Below are 18,915 nucleotides of genomic sequence, written 5' to 3'. Positions count from 1 at the left end.
CTCAATACCCATTACAGCAACACCTGCTGCCGAACCAATTATGATGGCACTGCCGCCGCTGCCGGTGGTGAGTGCTAAAAATTCCCAAAACGGATGATCGGTGGGATAAGTATTTAAATCGTACATGCCCTGTGCGGCAGCAACCAGCGGCACATTATCCACCACAGCAGAAAGCAACCCTAAAAATGTGCCTATCAAATAATCGTTTTTAAAAACAATGGTTAAAGTATCAGCAAGATTTTTAAGTAAGCCTGTTGATTGTAGTGCAGCAACTGCTAATAATATGCCGAGAAAAAATAAAATACTGGGGGTATCAATCTTTTGCAATGCACGGGCAACAGTATATTGCTCTGCATAATTGGCTTTTTTATCTTTATGAATAATGGTAGTGATAACCCACATTAAACCCAACGCCAGCAGCATACCCATAAAAGGGGGCAAGTGTGTAAGCGATTTAAACAGGGGCACAAAAAGTAAAAATCCAATACCGCTGATCAAAATAATTTTACCCTCACTTTTTTGCTTCGACGAAGTTTCCTCAACTGCAACGGGCTGGTAAATTTTGCCTTTAAACTTTTGCGCAATAATTAGTACCGGTACAATTGCCCCAACCAGGCAGGGAATAAAAAGAGTATAGATAATATTAAATGCCGTTACCTGCCCGCCTATCCAAAGCATGGTGGTAGTTACATCACCTAACGGCGACCAGGCACCGCCTAAATTTGCTGCAATAATTATTATAGCTGCAAACCACAACCTGTCTTCTTTTTCATTTAATAATTTTACACAAAGCGATGTCATAACAATAGCTGTGGTTAAGTTATCGAGCAATGCGGATAGAAAAAAAGTTATTGTTGCAATAATAAATAATAATTTCTTTTTACTGGTGGTGGTTATTTTTTGGGTAATAATATCAAACCCATTATGAGAATCGATGAGTTCCACAATCGTCATAGCACCCAGTAAAAAAAATAAAATAGAGGCGATATCGCCAAAGCCATGCAATAAAGATTCACTTACTGCATTCACATCTTCGCTGGTAACAATATAAACCGTCCAGCACAAAACACCTGTTATTAAAGCGGAAGCTGCTTTGTTAACTTTTAATGGATGTTCAAATGCTATAGCTATGTAACCGGTGATAAAGATGATAAGAATGATGATTGTATATAATGGCATAATGCAAAATAAATTATAAAAGCTGAAACTCAATAAAGATTATTTATCAAATATAAAACCAACTTCTTTTACTTCTGCAGAGCTTGTGCCAATAAATATTTTAAATGCCCCGGACTCAGCAGCATATTTTAATTCATTATTATAAAACTTTAAATCATCAACAGTAATTATAAATTTCACTGTCTTACTTTCTCCTTTCTTTAAAAATATTTTTTGAAAACCTTTTAATTCCTTTACCGGCCGCACAACAGAAGCCACCATATCTCTTATATACAATTGCACCACTTCTTCCCCATCATAATTACCGGTGTTGGTGATGATAATGGTTGCTTCTAATTTTTCATTGGTTTTTAATTTTGTTTTATTTAAAGTGATGGCGCTGTAATTAAAACTGGTATAACTTAATCCATAACCAAAACAAAATTTTGGGCTGTTGGGCAAATCAATATAAGCCGATACATAATTTACATCGCTGTCATTTGCTGCAGGCCTGCCGGTGTTGTAATGATTGTAGTAAATAGGAATTTGCCCCTCTGTTCTTGGAAAACTCATAGGCAATTTTGCAGAAGGATTATAATCGCCAAATAAAACATTGGCAATTGCATCACCTGCTTTTGTACCCAACCACCACGTGTATAAAATGGCCGGCACATTATCCGCCGTCCAGTTAAAAATTAAAGGCCGGCCTGCATTTATTAAAACTACAACAGGTTTACCAGTTGCCTGCATTGCTTTAATCAACTCTTCCTGCACGCCGGGCAAATGAATATTGCTGCGGCTTTTAGCTTCGCCACTCCAGTTGCTGGCTTCACCCATACTCATAATAATTACATCAGCGTCTTTTGCAGCAGTAAGCGCTTCTTCAAACCCATTTTTGTTTTGGTCATCAATGTCGCAACCTTTGGCGTATAATAATTTTGTAGTGCTGCTTACTTTATTTTGTATGCCCTGGTAAAGAGTAACTACTCTTGCCGTATCATCAGGCCAGCTGTAACTCCAAAAACCTAAATTATCCCTTACTGCTTTTACAAAAGGCCCAATCAATGCAATATTTTTTATTTGTTTAGATAAGGGCAATAATTGATTGTTATTTTTCAGCAACACTATACTTTTTTCTGCCATCGTTTGCGAAGCCTGCAAATGTGCAGCATTATTAAATTGCTGTTGTTCTCTTGCGATATTGCTGAATTTATAAGGATCATCAAATAACCCCATTTCAAATTTCTTTTTTAAAATTCTTTTTACGGCATCATCAATTACTGCCACAGTAACTTTTTTATCTTTTACCAGTTGTTTTAAGTTTTGAATATAGCTCCTGCTTTCCATATCCATATCACTGCCGGCGTTGGTAGCATGCATGGCTGCTTCATAATTATTTTTTGAATAACCATGATTGATCATTTCTCTCACACTGCCCCAGTCGCTTACTACAAAGCCTTTAAATTTCCACTGACCTTTTAATAAATCTCTTTGTAAATATTTATTACCTGTTGCTGGCACTCCGTTTAAATCGTTGAACGAATTCATAAATGTTGCGGCACCTGCATCCAGTGCGGCTTTAAAAGGCGGCAAATAAATTTCGTGCAATTGACGAAGACTCATATCCACAGCATTGTAATCACGGCCACCCACAGCCGCACCATACGCTGCAAAATGTTTGGCGCAGGCCATCACGGCGTCAGTGTTGCCCAATCCATTTCTCTGGAAACCTTGTACTCTTGCTTTTGCTATGGCACTTCCTAAAAACGGATCTTCACCTGCACCTTCCATAACCCTGCCCCAGCGTGGGTCACGGGCAATATCTACCATTGGCGCAAACGTCCAGTGTACACCAACAGCACTTGCTTCAACTGCAGCAACTCTTGCACTTTTTTCTATAGCAAATAAATCCCAGCTTGCTGCTTCGGCTAAGGGTATTGGAAAAATAGTACGATAGCCATGTATAATATCCTGGCCAAATAATAATGGAATTTTCATTCGTGATTGCATGGCCATTTGCTGCAACAAACGGGTATGCTCCACCCCTGTTACATTTAACATGGAGCCCACCATGCCTTTACGAATTTGATTTTGTTTATCGCCATCATTAGTTATAGGGCCCGTGGCTTCCCAATCGCCATTGTACTGGTTCATCTGGCCAATTTTTTCATCCAGTGTCATCAGTTTTAAAACGGAATCTACTTTTGCATCAATTGATTTTTGTTGTGCAATGGAAGATGAAAAAATATTTATTGAAAAGAATACAATAAAAACAACTGGAACAAATTTTTTAAACTTCATTTTTTTATTTTTTGTTGGAGAATAACCATGGTATTAAATCGGGTTCTGCAAACGCATTGTCCCAGCTGTTATGATTAGCTTCGGGATATAGTGTAAATTTTACGTTGGCTTGTATTATTTGTAATGCATTTACAATACGCTCAGAATAAACGGGCAACACTACATCATCCTTTGCACCATGAAAAACCCACCAGTTTACTTTTTGTAAATTGGGTGCTGCAGCGCTATCTGCTCCGCCGCAAATGGGAAAAGCGGCTGCAAATAATTTTGGATTGCGGTTTACAATTTCAAATGTACCCATGCCACCCATAGAAAGTCCGCCAACATAAATTTGTTTTTTGTTAACCTTATATTTTTTTATAGTTTTAAAAAGTAACTGCTGTAATAAATCCATTGCAATAGTGGGTGCACCACCGGTTTGAAAGGTAAATTCTCTTTTTCCTGCTGCATTATTTTTTATGGCCACATTGCTCCAGAAACTTTTGGCAGGGCATTGCGGAAAAAGAATGATGGCAGGATATTTTTTGCGTAAGCTGTCACGCAGAAATAAATTACTGCCATGCATTAGTTGTGCTTCGTTATCATTACCCCGTTCACCAGCACCGTGTAAAAAAAGTATCAGTGGATATTTTTTTGTCGCATCATAATTTTCAGGGAGTAATAACCGGTAAGGCAAAGTATCGGTGCCTTTTATGAAAATATATTTTTGATAGAGTGATTTATCCTGTGCATAATTAAAACTGATGGCAGCAAAAAAGAAAAAACATAAGACGATATTTTTTTTCATGATTTATTTTATTTTAAGAAATAATAAATGTTACAACATGCACAGCTTTTCGTTAGAAAAAAGTTGTCATCCTAAGGCACTCATAAAAGAAATTTCTACGCTCTTTGATAATGACACTAAAGAACAGCAATACATTTACTTTGAGAATAAGTAATCTGTGGCAGAACAGCAGTACTCCAATTAGTGGTGCAATCCATGCGTTTGAGCTTTGCTTCAAAGAATTTTTGCAGTTCATTTTAGTGATAAGCTATTTGTTTACAAGTAGTGATTCCTCTATAGCAGCTTATAGACTATTTTGTTTTGTAAGCCACAGATTATTTTTTTATAATCATTAAATGTAAAATTATGAAAAAGGAAATCATTTTGAACAGGTTTATGAATGAACCGCAGGCATTGATGTTGGCAGCGAAATGATTTATGTATCTGTTGATGGCGTAAAGGTAGAAAGTTTTGGCACCTGCACGCTGATTACAGGAAATGTATTGAATACCTGCTTAATGAAAAAGTGAGCAGAGTGGCCATAGAAGCTACCGGTGTTTATTGCATTGCGTTTTATAATATGCTGGAAGCTTCGGGACTTAAAGTATCCTTTATAAATCCTGCAGAGATAAAGCAACGCAAAGGCAGGAAAACAGATGTAAATGATTGTAAGTAGATACAAAAAATATTTTCTGCAGGCATAACTAAATAAAGTTTTATAACCGCAGGAAAATTATATGAATTGCGTTTTTGGTAAGGGAGCGTTTAGATATAATTGATATGAGAGCAACTTATGTAAACAAAATGTATAAATGTTTAGAATTGATGAATATAAAAATAGGGTACGCAATAAGCCAGATACATGAAGCCAGTCGCATGAAAATGTTAAAGGCAATTACAGGCGGAGAAAGAGATGCGAAGAATTATTAACCCTGTGTGATAAAAATAGTAAAGAATAAAACAGATGCGGTAAAAAAAACTTTAGAAGCAAATTATAATAATACCTGGTTATTTATGCTAAGTAAAAATATAGAGTTGTGGGAAGATCATGAAAAACGAATAGCACAAATAGATTAAGTCATTACTGCATTACTTAATGAGTTGACTAAAGAAAAAGAGTTGATAGATTATAAACCGAACAAAGAAAAACCTGTACGCCACCACAAACCAAAAATAGATGGCTTACAGGATACGCTGGTAAAATTGTATGGAGTAGATGTATAAAGGATATCGGGTATAAATAACTATACTTTGTTGCGTTTGCCGGGAGAAACAGGAATAGATATGAGCCGCTTTGAAACAAGAAAACATTTTGTGAGTTGGTGCAGTTTATCACCTGGGCGCAATCAAAGTGGCAAGTCGAGCAAGTTTGTAAAGCAATCCCCCTGTAAGAAAGCAGGGCAAATTTTTAAAGAAGTAGCGCAATCGCTGAAGAACAGTAAATTTATAGCAATAGGGCAGTTTATAAGAAACTTAAAAATTAAAAGAGGCGCATCAGTAGCCTGTAAAGCAGGAGCAAGAAAAGTAGCAGAGGCTTTTTACGATAGCATAACTGAAGGAAATGAATATGTGGAGTACGGAATTAAAAAATATGAAGAACAAAAAAAAAACAAAAAGAAATAACATTCTTAAAAAAGCTGGCTAAAAAACATGATATGCAACTTACTGAAATACAAAAGTGTGCGTAAGGTGTTATTAGCGCCTCAAGGCTGACAGCATATTTCAATGTTTTAATTGGTATTATTTTCGGGTAGCCAAATTTTAAAAGTGGTGCCTTTGTCTTTTGTATACGCAGTTATTTTACCACCCATTTGCAGGGTAAATGTTTTGCATAATAATAAACCAAGCCCTGTACCTTTTTCGTTGGCCGTTCCTCTTTTACTTTCTGTTTGATGTTGTGCGTTGCTGTTGAACGCTTCAAGTTGGCCAGGCTGCATTCCTGTGCCTGCATCCTGTACTAAAATATTCCAACCTGCTTCATCCTGTTCGGCAGTAACAGTAACAGCACTTTCTTTAAAAGAATATTTTACAGCATTGCTCATAAGATTACGCAAAATTGCAGCCGTCATATTTACATCTGCATTTATAATAGTATTGGGGGTAATATTATTTTTTATAAGTACATTTTTTTGCTGCCAGTGATGCTGTAGTGTATTGGCTACTTCGGTTACCACAGCCGATACATCAAAATTTTCTATTACCGGTTTAAAGCCCTGCATTTGCGATGCTGCCCAGTTAAGCAAATTATTCATTAGCGAAGAAGTGTAGCTAAGATTTTGCTTTAAATCTTTAGCATATAAATTTAATTTCTCTGGTGCAATGTTTCCTTCTTCTAAAATATTCATAAAAGATATGAGTGAATTTACCGGCGCCCTCATATCATGACTTACCACACTGAATATTTTATCTTTTACGTTGCCCAGTTTTTCCAGTTCGGCTTTTTGTTGGTTGATGAGGGCATTTAATTTTTTTGTTTTACGGCGGTCATAATAAATTAGGCCCCCTATAATTAATGCCAGCACAATAGCAACAGCCAAAAATATTTTTACTTTTTTATCTAAACTAATTTGTAATTGCTGCTGCTTTAATTTTCCATCGCTTACCTGCTGCACTAATTTGTAATCGTTTTCTTTAATGGCAAAATCAATTTGCAATTGTTTACGGGTAATTTCTTTTTCTTTTTCAGCATCTATAATTTCTTCTTTTACTTTGATGAAATCTTTGTAAAAAATAATAGCATTTTCAAACTTCCCGGTTTTTTCATAAACATTGCTTATTTTTTCCAATGCCTGCTGCTGTATCAGTAATAATTTATTTTCTTTACCAATTTGCAAACTCTTATTTAAATAATATAAACTGCTGTCGTAATTTTTTTTATCAGCATAAAAATTTCCCATCGAAAAAAGAATATCAGCAATACTATTTTTATCTTCGGAAGTTTGATTGTAGCGTATTAATGCCTTTTGATAATATGCTAAGGCAAGTTTTCCGTTATCCATCTTTTCATAGGTTTTTCCTATATCGTTATGCAGTGGCGCAATTTGTGTGGAGGCTGCATCGCCGACTGCTTCTGCCACTTGTAATGCTTTAAATAAAAGGATAAGACTTTGCTGATATTTTTCTGCCGGCGCAACACCAAGTGTAATTAATTCTGCATCGGAAGCTTTACTGTAACTGCTGGCAATGCCCTGGTATGCGGAACTTACACCATAGTTAATTCCTTCATCTGCTTTTATAAAAACAGCAAGTGCTTTTTGTATATAAGCCACAGCCTGCACGGGTTTTTGTAAATCGTTGTAAATTGAACCTATGTTCATATAACAACTGCTTACCTGATCCTTTTCTCCAATTTGATTAAAAAGATTTACAGCACTATCACTGGCTTCAAGTGCTTTTGTATAATCAGGTATAGTCTGATATAACGCACTAAGATTTAAGTAAAAGCCAGCAGCACTATTTTTATCCTTTCTTTTATTGGCTACAGCAATGCCCTTGTTGTAACTGTCTATTGCCTGCAGGTACATAGATTTACCATGGTAGCAAAGCCCCAGGCGAAAGTAGATTTTGGTTAAAGAATATGATTGTGGTAATTTTTGTGCAACTTCAATTGCTTTGCCGGAAAACTCTTTTAGCTTTTCTAAATTATTCAGCCTGCAGTATTCTTTAAAAACGTTGCTGAGGTAAATAACTTTTATGGAATCTTCTTTTTTGTAATTGCCATTTACAGTAAGGAGGCTGTCAATTTTTTTTTGCTGCGCTACACTACAAAAACTGAAGAAAATAAAAAGGGCGGATAGTAGAAGTTTCATTTGTAAGTAGCACAAACTTAATGCATTTGCTGCTAATAATTTTTATGGGTGTGAATTTTGAAAGTACAGTATCTTCTATTTAAAAAACTTAATACGGGCTATTAATAAAACATAATTAAAGTTACCCAATGGTATACAGTTGAATGGAGCGTCGCCAATGAAGTCAAATTGAAAAAAAATGCCCGTAATCAAAAATTACTTTTACAGATTTTTTCAAGAATAAAAAACGACGCAAAAAAATTGCGTCGTTATAAAATTTCATTTAATTAAAATGGCAAATCATCCGTTGCCGGTACATTATCAGGAGAGGTTCTTACAACTGGCTGCACTGTAGTTGGTGCTGCTGTTGCATGGCTTACGTTGCCGGTATTTGCACCCTGGCTTTCGCTGTTACCACCTAAAAGCTGCACCGTCTGCACCCTCATGCGTAACGTTGCCGCAGCCTGTCCTTCTTTGTTGGTGTAAGCATCTGCTTCGGGTGAGCCTTCAGCAAAAACTGTTCTTCCTTTGGTAAGGTATTGCGCTACTGCAGTTTTATCCGTCCAGTAAGCACATTCCACCCAGGTGGTTCTTTCTTTTTGATTGCCCTGTGCATCTTTGTAGCGCTCCGAATGAGCAACGCTGAAATTAATAACGCTTTTGCCGTTGATTTCTTTAACGATACAATCTTTACCAAGATTGCCGATAACCTGTAATTTGATCATAATTGTGTTTTTTAAATGTTAACCGATGTATCTGTGTTGTATAAAATTATGAATTTAAAAGAAACCGTTATTCCCAAGTTTCAAACATTATGTTTATTTTTTTATAAGCATATGTTTTGCAGAGTGCTAAAAGCTTTAATTATTTAATCCATTTTATTTTTAATCCCAAATTTTTGGCCTCGCCGTTTTAGTTGTTCTTAAATAATCTAATAACTGGCCGGTATGCACCGCTTCGTGATAGGCAATGCGTAATAAATAATCTCCCAATTTACGGTGCTGCCCCAATTGTTTACGGGTTATATACATTTCATCCAGTTCTTTTGTTGTAAAGCCATGGATCATTTTTAAAAATTTCTCCCGGTAAGGCTGGGCATTTTTCAACTCATCATCAATTGAATTGAATGGATTGGTCTTTAACGGACTTTCAAAATCCCCCAAATCGCCGCCATGCAAAATAATATGATGATAAATATTTTCCCCTTCCAGCACATGCCTTATCATTTCAATGCAATTCATGGCATCTGCATCGGGCCTCCAGAATAAATAATCATCCGAAATATTTTTCCAAACTTTTATACTGCGCCGCCTTACTTCTTCAAAATTTAAAATCAATAATTCTTTTGCGTTCATTGCCTGCCAGGTTATTTTATTTATTAAAAAAAGAATTGCTCCAGAATTATTTTGCCATCTTTTACTTCGTAAACCGCCACTTCATCAAACTTCGTTCGTGATTGTCCTTTAAACGTAACATCCATACCCATTGTACAACTAAAAAAATTACCTGCAACTATTGGGGCAGATGTGTAACCACCATGCATTTCGGCTATCGTTTCATTAAACTGTTTTCCTTTTTGAATTATAGCATCAATACCTTCTGCATTGGGAAAAGGGGCATGGGCAGGTTCGATACTTTTTGCGCCTCTGCTGTATAATTCGGTTTGAATTTTATCGAAAGCACCCAGCTGCGACAATTCATAAAATTTATCGGCTACCTGTTGTGTTGTCATTTTAAAAATTTTAAAAGTTATTAATTTTTTTGTAATATACTGCACTCCTGCATTTTTCAACTGGAGTGGCATGTAAAGAAAAAATTACTTTTTTAATTCATCTTTTTCTTTAAGGTACTTACCTGGTCTTGTAAATTATTTACAAGATTAGCCAAAGCATTTACATCCCAGCGCTGCTGCACCGTTACTTTGCTTATTACAGACTGTGCCATCCATAATTCCACCACATCATCTGCATTTACCTGGTAAGGCTGGTATTGAGGATTATCGCTTACTAAAGTGAGTTTATTTTTTGCCTTATTATTTTTTACCACTCTTTTATACACAATTCCTTCGTTGCGGCTAACCACAATGTAGGGCATATTATTTTTTATATCTTCCAGCGAATCTACTTTTTCTCCTACAATAATACTGCCGCTTGGTGTAGGCATCATACTATCACCAATAATTTCGAATGCCCTGTAATTGCCACCACTCAGCATGGGCAAAGTGAAAGTATTCAATTCATCTATAAACTCCGTATCGGCATAACCGGCTAAATAACCTGCTGCTGCTTTTACGGGTACAAAATGAATGATATTTCTATCAGCACTCATCATTTTTTGCTGTCGCCGTTTGGCAAGGTAACTGCTGCCCGTATTGCTTAAATCTTTTAAAAACAATTCATCCAAACTAAGTTTAAACATATCGGCAATAATTTCCAATACATCCAAACGGGGGTCGGCACGTTCTTCTTCGTAGGCTCCAATTAAAGAACGTTTAATACCGAGTTTGTTGGCAAATTCCTCCTGTGTCCATCCACGGAGTTTGCGTAAGTATTTTAGGTTTTGACCGGCTACTGACATAGTGCAACTAATTTGATTAGTACAAATATACTAATAATTTTAGTTTGAACAAATTTATTTTTTGGGAATTGCCACGGAGGCACGGAAGCACAGAATGTTTTGACACCGATGTGATGACGAGAAGATTTATTTTAAGTATAAAATTATGTTGTGATGTGAAATAAATTGTGACGTTGTAATCCAAAATAGTGGAGATCAATTTACGCTTAGATAAAAGATGACTAGAGATTTACTGTTGAAGAGTGCGACGCCACCGTAGTTGCACATAGAACAAATGGCGGCCCCCAAAAATTGAAAATAAGTTTAGCAGCAGTTACCTTATTTTTGTAACAAATAAATTTTTATGAACTATTTTTTAACAGCACACAATATTTTAAGATGGGCCGTTTTGTTATTTGGTTTATGGACGTTGCTTAATGCCCTAACCGGCGTGTTTAGTAAAAGAAGTTTTACTGCCGGCGATAACAGAACCAATTTATTATTTATGACCTTTTGCGATATTCAATTGCTGATTGGATTGGTTTTATATTTTAATGGCATGTGGTTCGACAGGGTAAAAAGCAGTATGGGTGAAGTAATGAAAAACCCTATGGAACGTTTTTTTGCAGTGGAGCATGCACTGATGATGATTATTGCATGGCTGCTGGTACATATTGGCCGCAGCATGGTTAAAAGAAGCGCTATTGATGCACAAAAACATAAACGCAGTTTAATTTATTTTGGTTTAGCCATTGTAATTATTATTGCCATGATACCGTGGCCTTTTAAAGCAGCGGGTATTGCAAGGCAATGGTTTCCTCAATTTTAAATAAAAGAATTTGGAATTGGATACCTGTCTGCCGACAGGCAGGTTTGGAATTAGGATTTTAAAGCCAGAACAGTAATTATTTTTATAAAAAATATGCATTTCAAAATCTGAAATCGTAAATCACAAATCTTAAATCAATTAATGCCAGCAAAAAAACAACAACCCGTTATTTTAATTACCAACGATGATGGTATTACTGCGCCGGGTATAAAAAATTTAGTAGAAGCAGTAAAAGGCCTGGGCAAAGTGGTAGTGGTGGCACCCGATAAACCACAAAGCGGCATGGGCCACGCCATAACTATTGGTACACCACTGCGGCTGAATAAAGTAGAAAATATGTTTGGCGAAGTGGAGGCATGGCAAACCAGCGGCACCCCTGTGGATTGTGTTAAACTTGCAGTTGATAAAGTATTGCACCGCAAACCCGATTTATGCCTCAGCGGCATTAACCATGGTGCCAATCATTCTATAAATGTATTGTACAGCGGTACCATGAGTGCGGCAATGGAAGCGGCTATTGAAAGCATACCGAGCATTGGGTTTTCTTTATTAGATTACAGTTTTGAGGCCGATTTTTCTGCAGCAAGGGAATATGTTTTTAATATTGCCAAATGGGTGCTTAATAATAATAAAGAAAACCGTTTGCTGCTGAATGTTAACATCCCTAAATTACCTGCTGCAAAAATTAAAGGTGTAAAAGTTTGCCGCCAGGCCGATGCTAAATACAAAGAAGATTTTAATGAACGTAAAGACCCTCACGGAAAAAATTATTACTGGCTTACCGGCGAATTTTTAAATTTTGATAAAGGAAAAGACACCGATGTGTGGGCTTTAAAAAATGGTTATGTCAGCGTGGTGCCGGTGCAATTCGACCTTACCAATTACACCTTAAAAAAACAATTAGAAAAAAATAAATTTTTAAAATGATATTTAAAAAAGACAATTTTATTTTTGGATTTGTGATGGGGCTTATTGCACCATTTATTGGTTTTGCCGTTTTTAAATATAAAAAACTGGGACCGCTTAATTATGGCGAAGCGTTACAGTATATAATAATGGAACCCGGGCACCGCATGCTTACAATTGCCATCAGCCTTTGTTTGCTGGCCAATGCAATTTTGTTTACTATTTATATTAATTCAAACATTGACAAAACTGCCAAAGGTATTTTTGCTGCTACAATTATTTATGCATTAACAGCATTGAGTTTAAAAACATTTGGGTAGAGTTTTTATATTTTATTTATTGAACAATGCTTCAACTAAACTTCTCCCCTTTTCCTTATTTAAAAACAAGACGTTTAGTTTTAAGACCATTAACTATTGCCGATGCTGACGCTATTGCTGCACTCCGCAGCAACGAAACAGTAAACAAATATTTAGAAAGAGTAAAAACAACTTCTGCTGAAGAAGCCCTGTTGTTTATTGATAAAATAAATAACAGCATCAGCAATAACCAATCAATTTACTGGGTAATTGCTTTGCAAGAAACAAACCAGTTAATTGGCACTATCTGTTACTGGAATATTGTTGCCGTAGATGATACTGCAGAAATTGGGTACGAACTTTTACCCGATTATCATGGTAAAGGCATAATGCAGGAAGCTATTACTGCTGTAATTAATTTTGGATTTGCAAACATGAAAATTAAAACTATTACGGCCTCTACTTTGGCAACAAATATTGCCTCCATAAAATTATTGGAGAAGAATGATTTTAAAATTGATACCTCTGAAAAATATAAGGAAGAGTATGATGAGGCAATGAAGGGATATGCGGTTTATGTGCTTAGAAGAAATGAGCAAAACCTGTGAGGTTTATGAAGGGTATTAAAATTTAAAAACTTTTACAGCAGCAATTATTATTGCAATTGTACAGTGTTACAAAACCTCACAGTTTTACCGGCAACTCCACATAAAATGTAGAACCTTTACCTGCAATTGTTTGAAACCATATTTCGCCTTTGCATTGCTCTACAATTCCTTTGCACATGGCAAGTCCCAAACCGGTACCGGAAGTTTTGGTTGTAAAATTAGGTGTAAATATTTTCGACCGCATATCTTCGGCTATGCCCAACCCGTTATCTTTTACTTTTACTAAAATTTTATTGCCCCGCAATTCTTCTTCCACTTCAATTATGGCAATTTTATCTTCGGGCACTGCCTGTATAGCATTTTGAATAAGATTGGTAAATAAACGGTTGATATGGGTACGGTCGGCATTAATTAAAATGGGATGTGGCAATGGTGTACAATCTAACTGCACTTTATCATTTATTGCATACAACTGTGTAACGGTATAAAGCACTTCGTGTAAATCAAAAATTTCGTTGCGTGGGTTACCAATATTTGCAAACTGGCTAAACTCACCTGCAATTTGATTTAAGTGATCTATTTGCTCTACCAAAGTTTGCGCTACACTTTTAGTAAGGTCTTTTACATTATCACTATCATTAAGTATTGCTTTTTGCAGGTATTGTAAGCTCAGCTTCATGGGTGTAAGTGGATTTTTTATTTCATGCGCCACCTGCCTTGCCATTTCCCGCCAGGCACCTTCTCTTTCACTTTTTGCAAGGGCATTGGCACTGGCATCTAATTTACCCACCATCTTGTTATATTCTTTTACCAGCTCGCCAATTTCGTCATTGCGTTTCCAGTCAATCATTTCATTCATCTTACCCAAATTAACTTCTTTCATTTTATTGCTGATAAAAGAAAAAGAACGGGTAATACGGTTGGTAATAAACAATGCCACAATACCGGCAATTAAAAATATAAATGCATTTAGGTTAATGATGGTTACTAAAAAATTAGCGATCTCTAATTTTAATTTGCTTTGCGAAGTAAAATAAGGAATGTTAAGATAGGCATACTCTCTTCCTGTTTCATCAATTACAGGCACATAATTGCTTACAAATTTTAATGTGCCAATTTTTTCTTCTTTAAAATACTGTACTTCTTTTTGTTTATTAAGATGGTAGTAAGCAACAGGATCCATCTTTGTACTTACAATACCTTTGTTGTAAGGCAATGGTAATGAGGAAACCCTGAGGTTGCCTTCCAGATCGTACAGGTTGATATCGGCCACATGAATTTCAGAAATTTTTATAATAGTTTTTTCCAGTTCCTTTTTAAACCCTTCATCGTAAATTTTTACTACATCATCAAAAACAGATAATTCTGAAAGAGATGTACGCACTTCATTTTCCATTACATGAATAGTGCGGCTCAGGCGCTCCCGGTTATTATTTTCGTACCGTTTAATAAAAAATAAAATAGTAGCTATACCAATTACAAGAAAAGAAAGAATACTGATAAAAATTACCGTACCATGTATTTGATTACGGATGCTTAACTGCCAGTAAGTTTTTAACTGACTTTTATTTAACCTGGAACGGATGAAAATATTTATCAGCCAAAAAATAGCCGTGACCAATAAAAAAGCGCAAAATAAATAAGAGAACAATGTGATGGCTTCTATTAAAAAATTATCCTGCTTTACAATAACTACCACATTGCCCGGGCCTGCTTTATACCATAACTCGTCGTAACCATTTTTTGTTTTTGTTTCAAATTCTTCTTTGGGTACTTGTTGCCGGTTAAGTTTTGTTGCAAAGGCATAATCATTATGATTGCTTACCAATTGCAAATTATTATACACGGCAAATGCATATACTGATGAATTTTCTATTGCATTTTCATTTCCACGGGAAAATAATTCAGGATATAAAGCATCTGATTTGTATTTTTTTGATCTTGCTAAAATAAATATATAGCCCAATGTTTTACCGCCTGTATCTACTACATTTTTGCGGCTGATATAAGTATAGCGGTCGTAAGCTTCGTCGTAATAATATAAATCAGCAATATTAGTCGGCCTGCCCTGTGTATTTAAAATAGTATTCAATTCATTAAAGCCCGATGAATCTATATTAAACAGTGGCTTTTCGTTGGCATCAAACGAATAAATTTTGGTTTCGTATTTATTATTGTAACTGGAAAAATTTCCATTTACCAAACTGTCTTTAAATGCCTGGTTGGTAGAATCTTTTTTTAATTTATAAAAATTATTTGCAATTACTTCATTTCTAAAATCGGTAAGCAGTGTATTCATCAGTCTTTCGCTTGAAGGATCAGCCTTGGTAGAAAGTGTTTCGGCGTATTTTTTACGGTTACTGAGTTCTTTTATATTATTATGGTGTACAATTACCGCCATTATTGACAATGAAAAAAAGAACAGCCAAAAAACCAAACGTGATGATGAAATGCCTGCGGTTAGTAAAGCAAGATAATTGTTGCTGAGTAAAATTAAAAATAACAGCAGCCATATCAACAGGTATAACTCAAAAGTAACAATGGCAATATTAAAGCCTATGGTTAAAAAAGTAAGCCCTGCAACTGCAACAATAATATATAATGCAATAAAATTTTCAGGAAACATTGGACGCAGCAGGTACATTAAAATTTGGCCCAGTACAAAATAACCAATGGCAATACAACATAACACTACAAAACCTATAATGCTGTAAATATTAAGTGTAAAAAAATTAATTACATCAAAAGAAATTTGCGAATCGGCTACCATACTGCGTAAGATGTGGCCGCAAACGTAAGTTGCTGTAATAAATAATATAGCTACTACTGCCAGCAATAACCATTTCACCACATGAAATCTCAGGGCAATGGTGTATTTTTTTTCCTGCAGTTGCTGGCGGATAAATAAAATTATCCATACAAATAATACCGCATTAATTAACAGATCCCCCAGCGACCGAAGCACAAAACTGGAACCATACACCGAAGGGTCAAACAATTCGAACTGCCGGAAGTTTAACGGCAGGGGAAAATAATAACTTACAATACGGAGCCCTAAAACAATTATAATTAAAAATAAAGTTGCCTTCCACAAACGGCTGTGCATAGAAATATATACCGCACAAAAATGTATAAATAACATTATAAAAAACGTTCCCAAAATACGCAACCAAACAGAAACAATATTATTTTTTGGAATGATTGTACCGGGGATTTTTGAAAGATAAAATAAGTGATTGCCATTTAAAGATTTTACCGATACTGCACCTGAATCGAGAGAGATTTCGTAATTATTTTCTATTTCTTCGCCAATGGCAAAAGTGTTTTTCAGGTATTCGTTGGTTATTACGTAATTCCATTGTACCGGTATTAATGCTACTACCAGGCCCTGCCCAATATTTACTTTATGCCATACATAATAGCCATTGGGCAACTGCACAAAGCCCGAACTGTCGGCACTGTACAATAATGCATCGCCTGGTTGTACTGCCTGTGTGTTCCAAAATAATGATTCGTATTGTGCTGCATCAGTTAGCTGGTACAGATAAAAAAAATATTTTTTTTGCGTAAGGGATTGTAAAAAAATTTCGTCGTAATTTTTTACAGAAAGTTTAGTAAGCAACAGGGTATCGTTGCTGAGTATTTTAAAATTTTTTTCCTGCTGGTGAATATAAGTTTCAATTTTTTTTTGCACCGAATTAACCGAAGAATTATCACTCCAGTAATTATCTATAATAAAAGATATGGTAATTAACCAGCCTGCAATTACCAGCAGGTAACTGTTTTTATATAAAAAGCTCCAGATGGTTTTAAATTTTTGCAGAAAAGTGGGTTTATTGGTTAATTGGTTTACTGGTTAATTAGTTAATTGGTTGATTAGTTTATTAGTTGATTAGTTTATAGCTTGCAATCCCTATACATTGCTCATTGCTCATTGCTCATTATTCATTTTTTTTATCCTGTTCCAAATAGCATCCATTTCCTCCAAACTCATATCCTGTAACTGCTTACCATCTTTTAACGCCTCAGTTTCCATTTTAGTGAACCGGCTTATGAATTTTTTATTGGTGCGTTCCAAAGCATTTTCAGCATCTACCTGCAAAAACCTTGCAAAGTTTACTAAAGAGAAAAAAACATCGCCTAATTCGTCTTCAACTGACAACTGACGACTGACAACTGACGACGAATTGTTGCTCTTTGCTTCTTGCAAATTGCCAATAGCCTCCTGCAACTCTCCCATTTCTTCTTCTACCTTTTCCCAAACTTGTTCTTTATTATCCCACTCAAAACCCACCTGCTTTGCTTTTTCCTGCAGGCGCATGGCTTTAACCATTGATGGTAAAGCTTTAGGCACACCGCCGAGTACAGATTTTTTACCTTCTTTTAGTTTTAACTTTTCCCAATTTCGTTTTACTTCTTCGTCGTCTGCTACAACCACATCTCCATAAATATGCGGATGCCGGTGAATTAATTTTTCGCAAACACCATTTATTACTTCATCCAAAGTAAACTCATTTTTCTCGGCTCCAATTTTTGCATAGAAAACAATATGGAGTAACAGGTCACCCAATTCTTCTTTTATGCTTTTATAATCATTGGCCGAAATGGCATCTGCCAGCTCGTAAGTTTCCTCAATGGTTAACTGGCGTAAAGTTTCAATAGTTTGCTTTTTATCCCAGGGGCACTTTTCCCTCAAGTCGTTCATTATTGTTACTAATCTTAAAAAAGATTCGCCTGCTGTGTTCATCAATTGTTATAATTTAAAAAGGGATAAAAAAGTAAATGCTGTAAAAAGAATAATTGCAATGATAAGGTTTGCAAATTGAAGGATAAAAAGTTTTAAGATTGTTTTACCTCTTCCCTGCTGATAGAAATTTCGCATGGCTTTATAATTATAAAAAAATACAAGTATAATTAATATGCCCGACAGGTATTGCAGCCAATGTGCCCCGGTTGCCGCACCAATTTTACTTATACCAAAAATTACCAGCAAACTAATAAATACAAATACAAAAAGATGTATAGTAAATATGGCATGGTTTACATAAAAATATTGCGGGTGCCTTGAATATAAAATTTTAAGAAAAAATGCAAAAAGCGGTAAAGTAATAAAGAGTATTTGCGGTATGGAATGAAGCAAATTATTTATCATTGCTGTGATGGCAGCTTTCGGATTTCCGCTGTACTTTTCGTTTATCTCAATTTGTTTATAAACCAGTTGCCGCTCAATCCAGTTATGGTCTTTACCATGTGCCAGTGCACTATCGTATTCCTTACGGGTTTTAAATTTCGAAGGAGTCATTTTAAATGTTGCGGCAGCAAGTGCTGTACTATCCAAATATTTTAAATATTCCTGTTTATCATACGCAAACTTCAAAGCAATGTCATTTTTAGCAAGTGTATCAACAAATTTTTTATATTGTATTGAATCCATTGCTCTTATTTTATAAATAGGAATTTTATTTACATCCCCAGTTATCTTAATGTCTTTAGCAGCGTCAAACTTGTACAACCAAAAGAAAATTAAAAAAAATACTGCCGAGGTAAACACATAAAACCTGATGGGGTTTAAATAACTTGCACGTCTGCCCACCATATATTCTGTTGGTAAAAAGCCGGGTTTAGTAATTAATAGTTTAAGAGAACTGAAAAATTTGCCATCAAAATGAGTAATATCCTGGAAAAAATGCGAAATTAAATGCCA

General features: G+C 35.6%; 20 protein-coding genes. 9 read left to right on the top strand and 11 right to left on the bottom strand.

Annotated elements, in window-relative coordinates:
• The 3 genes from nhaD to ACY65O_RS12390 all read right to left on the bottom strand — a co-directional run.
• Positions 1-1,179: sodium:proton antiporter NhaD (gene nhaD, locus ACY65O_RS12400; protein WP_462221169.1), on the bottom strand; the 1,179-nt coding region annotated here is incomplete at its 3' end.
• A 39-nt stretch (positions 1,180-1,218) separates the two neighbouring features.
• Positions 1,219-3,459, bottom strand: a complete 2,241-nt coding sequence (gene bglX / locus ACY65O_RS12395; protein WP_462221168.1) for a beta-glucosidase BglX — start codon at positions 3,457-3,459, stop codon at positions 1,219-1,221.
• Between the two features lie 4 nt (positions 3,460-3,463).
• Positions 3,464-4,246, bottom strand: a complete 783-nt coding sequence (locus tag ACY65O_RS12390) for a carboxylesterase family protein (protein ID WP_462221167.1) — start codon at positions 4,244-4,246, stop codon at positions 3,464-3,466.
• Positions 4,247-4,703: 457 nt separating this feature from the next.
• On the opposite strand from ACY65O_RS12390, the gene ACY65O_RS12385 reads away from it, so the two are divergent.
• The 5 genes from ACY65O_RS12385 (at position 4,704) to ACY65O_RS12365 (ending at position 5,848) form a co-directional block, all read left to right on the top strand.
• Entirely contained in the window at positions 4,704-4,901 is a 198-nt protein-coding gene (locus ACY65O_RS12385) for an IS110 family transposase (RefSeq protein ID WP_462221172.1), read from the top strand.
• A 104-nt stretch (positions 4,902-5,005) separates the two neighbouring features.
• On the top strand, positions 5,006-5,155 hold the full coding sequence (locus tag ACY65O_RS12380) for a hypothetical protein (RefSeq protein WP_462221166.1): 150 nt from the start codon (positions 5,006-5,008) through the stop codon (positions 5,153-5,155).
• A 6-nt stretch (positions 5,156-5,161) separates the two neighbouring features.
• Positions 5,162-5,302, top strand: a complete 141-nt coding sequence (locus tag ACY65O_RS12375; protein WP_462221165.1) for a hypothetical protein — start codon at positions 5,162-5,164, stop codon at positions 5,300-5,302.
• Between the two features lie 24 nt (positions 5,303-5,326).
• Positions 5,327-5,449, top strand: a complete 123-nt coding sequence (locus tag ACY65O_RS12370; protein ID WP_462221164.1) for a hypothetical protein — start codon at positions 5,327-5,329, stop codon at positions 5,447-5,449.
• A 3-nt stretch (positions 5,450-5,452) separates the two neighbouring features.
• A complete protein-coding gene (locus tag ACY65O_RS12365; protein WP_462221171.1) occupies positions 5,453-5,848 on the top strand; it encodes a transposase in 396 nt (131 codons plus the stop codon).
• Between the two features lie 107 nt (positions 5,849-5,955).
• Here the strand turns inward: ACY65O_RS12365 and ACY65O_RS12360 are convergent, their stop codons facing one another.
• From ACY65O_RS12360 to ACY65O_RS12340, 5 genes are all read right to left on the bottom strand, one after another.
• A complete protein-coding gene (locus tag ACY65O_RS12360; protein ID WP_462221163.1) occupies positions 5,956-8,034 on the bottom strand; it encodes an ATP-binding protein in 2,079 nt (692 codons plus the stop codon).
• Positions 8,035-8,300: 266 nt separating this feature from the next.
• Complete coding sequence (locus ACY65O_RS12355; protein ID WP_462221162.1) at positions 8,301-8,738, bottom strand: single-stranded DNA-binding protein; 438 nt, start codon at positions 8,736-8,738, stop codon at positions 8,301-8,303.
• 159 nt (positions 8,739-8,897) lie between these two features.
• Positions 8,898-9,368: a DinB family protein gene (locus tag ACY65O_RS12350; protein WP_462221161.1), complete on the bottom strand. Its 471-nt coding sequence runs from the start codon at positions 9,366-9,368 to the stop codon at positions 8,898-8,900.
• 23 nt (positions 9,369-9,391) lie between these two features.
• The gene (locus tag ACY65O_RS12345) at positions 9,392-9,745 is read right to left on the bottom strand and encodes a SnoaL-like domain-containing protein (protein WP_462221160.1); all 354 of its coding nucleotides are present in this window, start codon (positions 9,743-9,745) and stop codon (positions 9,392-9,394) included.
• A gap of 92 nt (positions 9,746-9,837) precedes the next feature.
• Positions 9,838-10,590: an XRE family transcriptional regulator gene (locus ACY65O_RS12340; RefSeq protein ID WP_462221159.1), complete on the bottom strand. Its 753-nt coding sequence runs from the start codon at positions 10,588-10,590 to the stop codon at positions 9,838-9,840.
• 343 nt (positions 10,591-10,933) lie between these two features.
• Between ACY65O_RS12340 and ACY65O_RS12335 the strand changes: the two genes are divergently transcribed.
• From ACY65O_RS12335 to ACY65O_RS12320, 4 genes are all read left to right on the top strand, one after another.
• Positions 10,934-11,398 (top strand): hypothetical protein, encoded by a 465-nt coding sequence (locus ACY65O_RS12335; RefSeq protein ID WP_462221158.1) that lies wholly within the window; start codon positions 10,934-10,936, stop codon positions 11,396-11,398.
• Positions 11,399-11,539: 141 nt separating this feature from the next.
• Positions 11,540-12,325 (top strand): 5'/3'-nucleotidase SurE, encoded by a 786-nt coding sequence (gene surE, locus ACY65O_RS12330; RefSeq protein WP_462221157.1) that lies wholly within the window; start codon positions 11,540-11,542, stop codon positions 12,323-12,325.
• Complete coding sequence (locus ACY65O_RS12325; protein ID WP_462221156.1) at positions 12,322-12,624, top strand: hypothetical protein; 303 nt, start codon at positions 12,322-12,324, stop codon at positions 12,622-12,624. The genes surE and ACY65O_RS12325 overlap by 4 nt, the downstream gene beginning before the upstream one ends.
• A gap of 26 nt (positions 12,625-12,650) precedes the next feature.
• Positions 12,651-13,211, top strand: coding sequence for a GNAT family N-acetyltransferase (locus ACY65O_RS12320; protein ID WP_462221155.1), 561 nt, complete (start codon positions 12,651-12,653; stop codon positions 13,209-13,211).
• 76 nt (positions 13,212-13,287) lie between these two features.
• Here the strand turns inward: ACY65O_RS12320 and ACY65O_RS12315 are convergent, their stop codons facing one another.
• From ACY65O_RS12315 to ACY65O_RS12305, 3 genes are all read right to left on the bottom strand, one after another.
• The gene (locus ACY65O_RS12315) at positions 13,288-16,905 is read right to left on the bottom strand and encodes a sensor histidine kinase (RefSeq protein WP_462221154.1); all 3,618 of its coding nucleotides are present in this window, start codon (positions 16,903-16,905) and stop codon (positions 13,288-13,290) included.
• A gap of 237 nt (positions 16,906-17,142) precedes the next feature.
• On the bottom strand, positions 17,143-17,958 hold the full coding sequence (mazG, locus tag ACY65O_RS12310; RefSeq protein ID WP_462221170.1) for a nucleoside triphosphate pyrophosphohydrolase: 816 nt from the start codon (positions 17,956-17,958) through the stop codon (positions 17,143-17,145).
• A 6-nt stretch (positions 17,959-17,964) separates the two neighbouring features.
• A partial coding sequence (locus ACY65O_RS12305) for a DUF3667 domain-containing protein (protein ID WP_462221153.1) occupies positions 17,965-18,915 on the bottom strand: 951 nt, incomplete at its 5' end.

Source organism: Ferruginibacter sp. (assembly GCF_031430955.1).
In the GTDB taxonomy this organism is placed as follows: domain Bacteria; phylum Bacteroidota; class Bacteroidia; order Chitinophagales; family Chitinophagaceae; genus Ferruginibacter.
This window is presented reverse-complemented; position numbering and strand designations above follow the sequence as displayed.

What these genes read in the sequence shown, in the direction of transcription:
- ACY65O_RS12360 (WP_462221163.1), bottom strand. Translation starts at nt 8,034, where the DNA reads ATGAAACTTCTACTATCCGCCCTTTTTATTTTCTTCAGTTTTTGTAGT.
- ACY65O_RS12355 (WP_462221162.1), bottom strand. Translation starts at nt 8,738, where the DNA reads ATGATCAAATTACAGGTTATCGGCAATCTTGGTAAAGATTGTATCGTT.
- ACY65O_RS12325 (WP_462221156.1), top strand. Translation starts at nt 12,322, where the DNA reads ATGATATTTAAAAAAGACAATTTTATTTTTGGATTTGTGATGGGGCTT.
- ACY65O_RS12350 (WP_462221161.1), bottom strand. Translation starts at nt 9,368, where the DNA reads ATGAACGCAAAAGAATTATTGATTTTAAATTTTGAAGAAGTAAGGCGG.
- ACY65O_RS12340 (WP_462221159.1), bottom strand. Translation starts at nt 10,590, where the DNA reads ATGTCAGTAGCCGGTCAAAACCTAAAATACTTACGCAAACTCCGTGGA.
- bglX (WP_462221168.1), bottom strand. Translation starts at nt 3,459, where the DNA reads ATGAAGTTTAAAAAATTTGTTCCAGTTGTTTTTATTGTATTCTTTTCA.
- ACY65O_RS12390 (WP_462221167.1), bottom strand. Translation starts at nt 4,246, where the DNA reads ATGAAAAAAAATATCGTCTTATGTTTTTTCTTTTTTGCTGCCATCAGT.
- ACY65O_RS12345 (WP_462221160.1), bottom strand. Translation starts at nt 9,745, where the DNA reads ATGACAACACAACAGGTAGCCGATAAATTTTATGAATTGTCGCAGCTG.
- mazG (WP_462221170.1), bottom strand. Translation starts at nt 17,958, where the DNA reads ATGAACACAGCAGGCGAATCTTTTTTAAGATTAGTAACAATAATGAAC.
- ACY65O_RS12320 (WP_462221155.1), top strand. Translation starts at nt 12,651, where the DNA reads ATGCTTCAACTAAACTTCTCCCCTTTTCCTTATTTAAAAACAAGACGT.
- ACY65O_RS12380 (WP_462221166.1), top strand. Translation starts at nt 5,006, where the DNA reads ATGAGAGCAACTTATGTAAACAAAATGTATAAATGTTTAGAATTGATG.
- ACY65O_RS12335 (WP_462221158.1), top strand. Translation starts at nt 10,934, where the DNA reads ATGAACTATTTTTTAACAGCACACAATATTTTAAGATGGGCCGTTTTG.
- surE (WP_462221157.1), top strand. Translation starts at nt 11,540, where the DNA reads ATGCCAGCAAAAAAACAACAACCCGTTATTTTAATTACCAACGATGAT.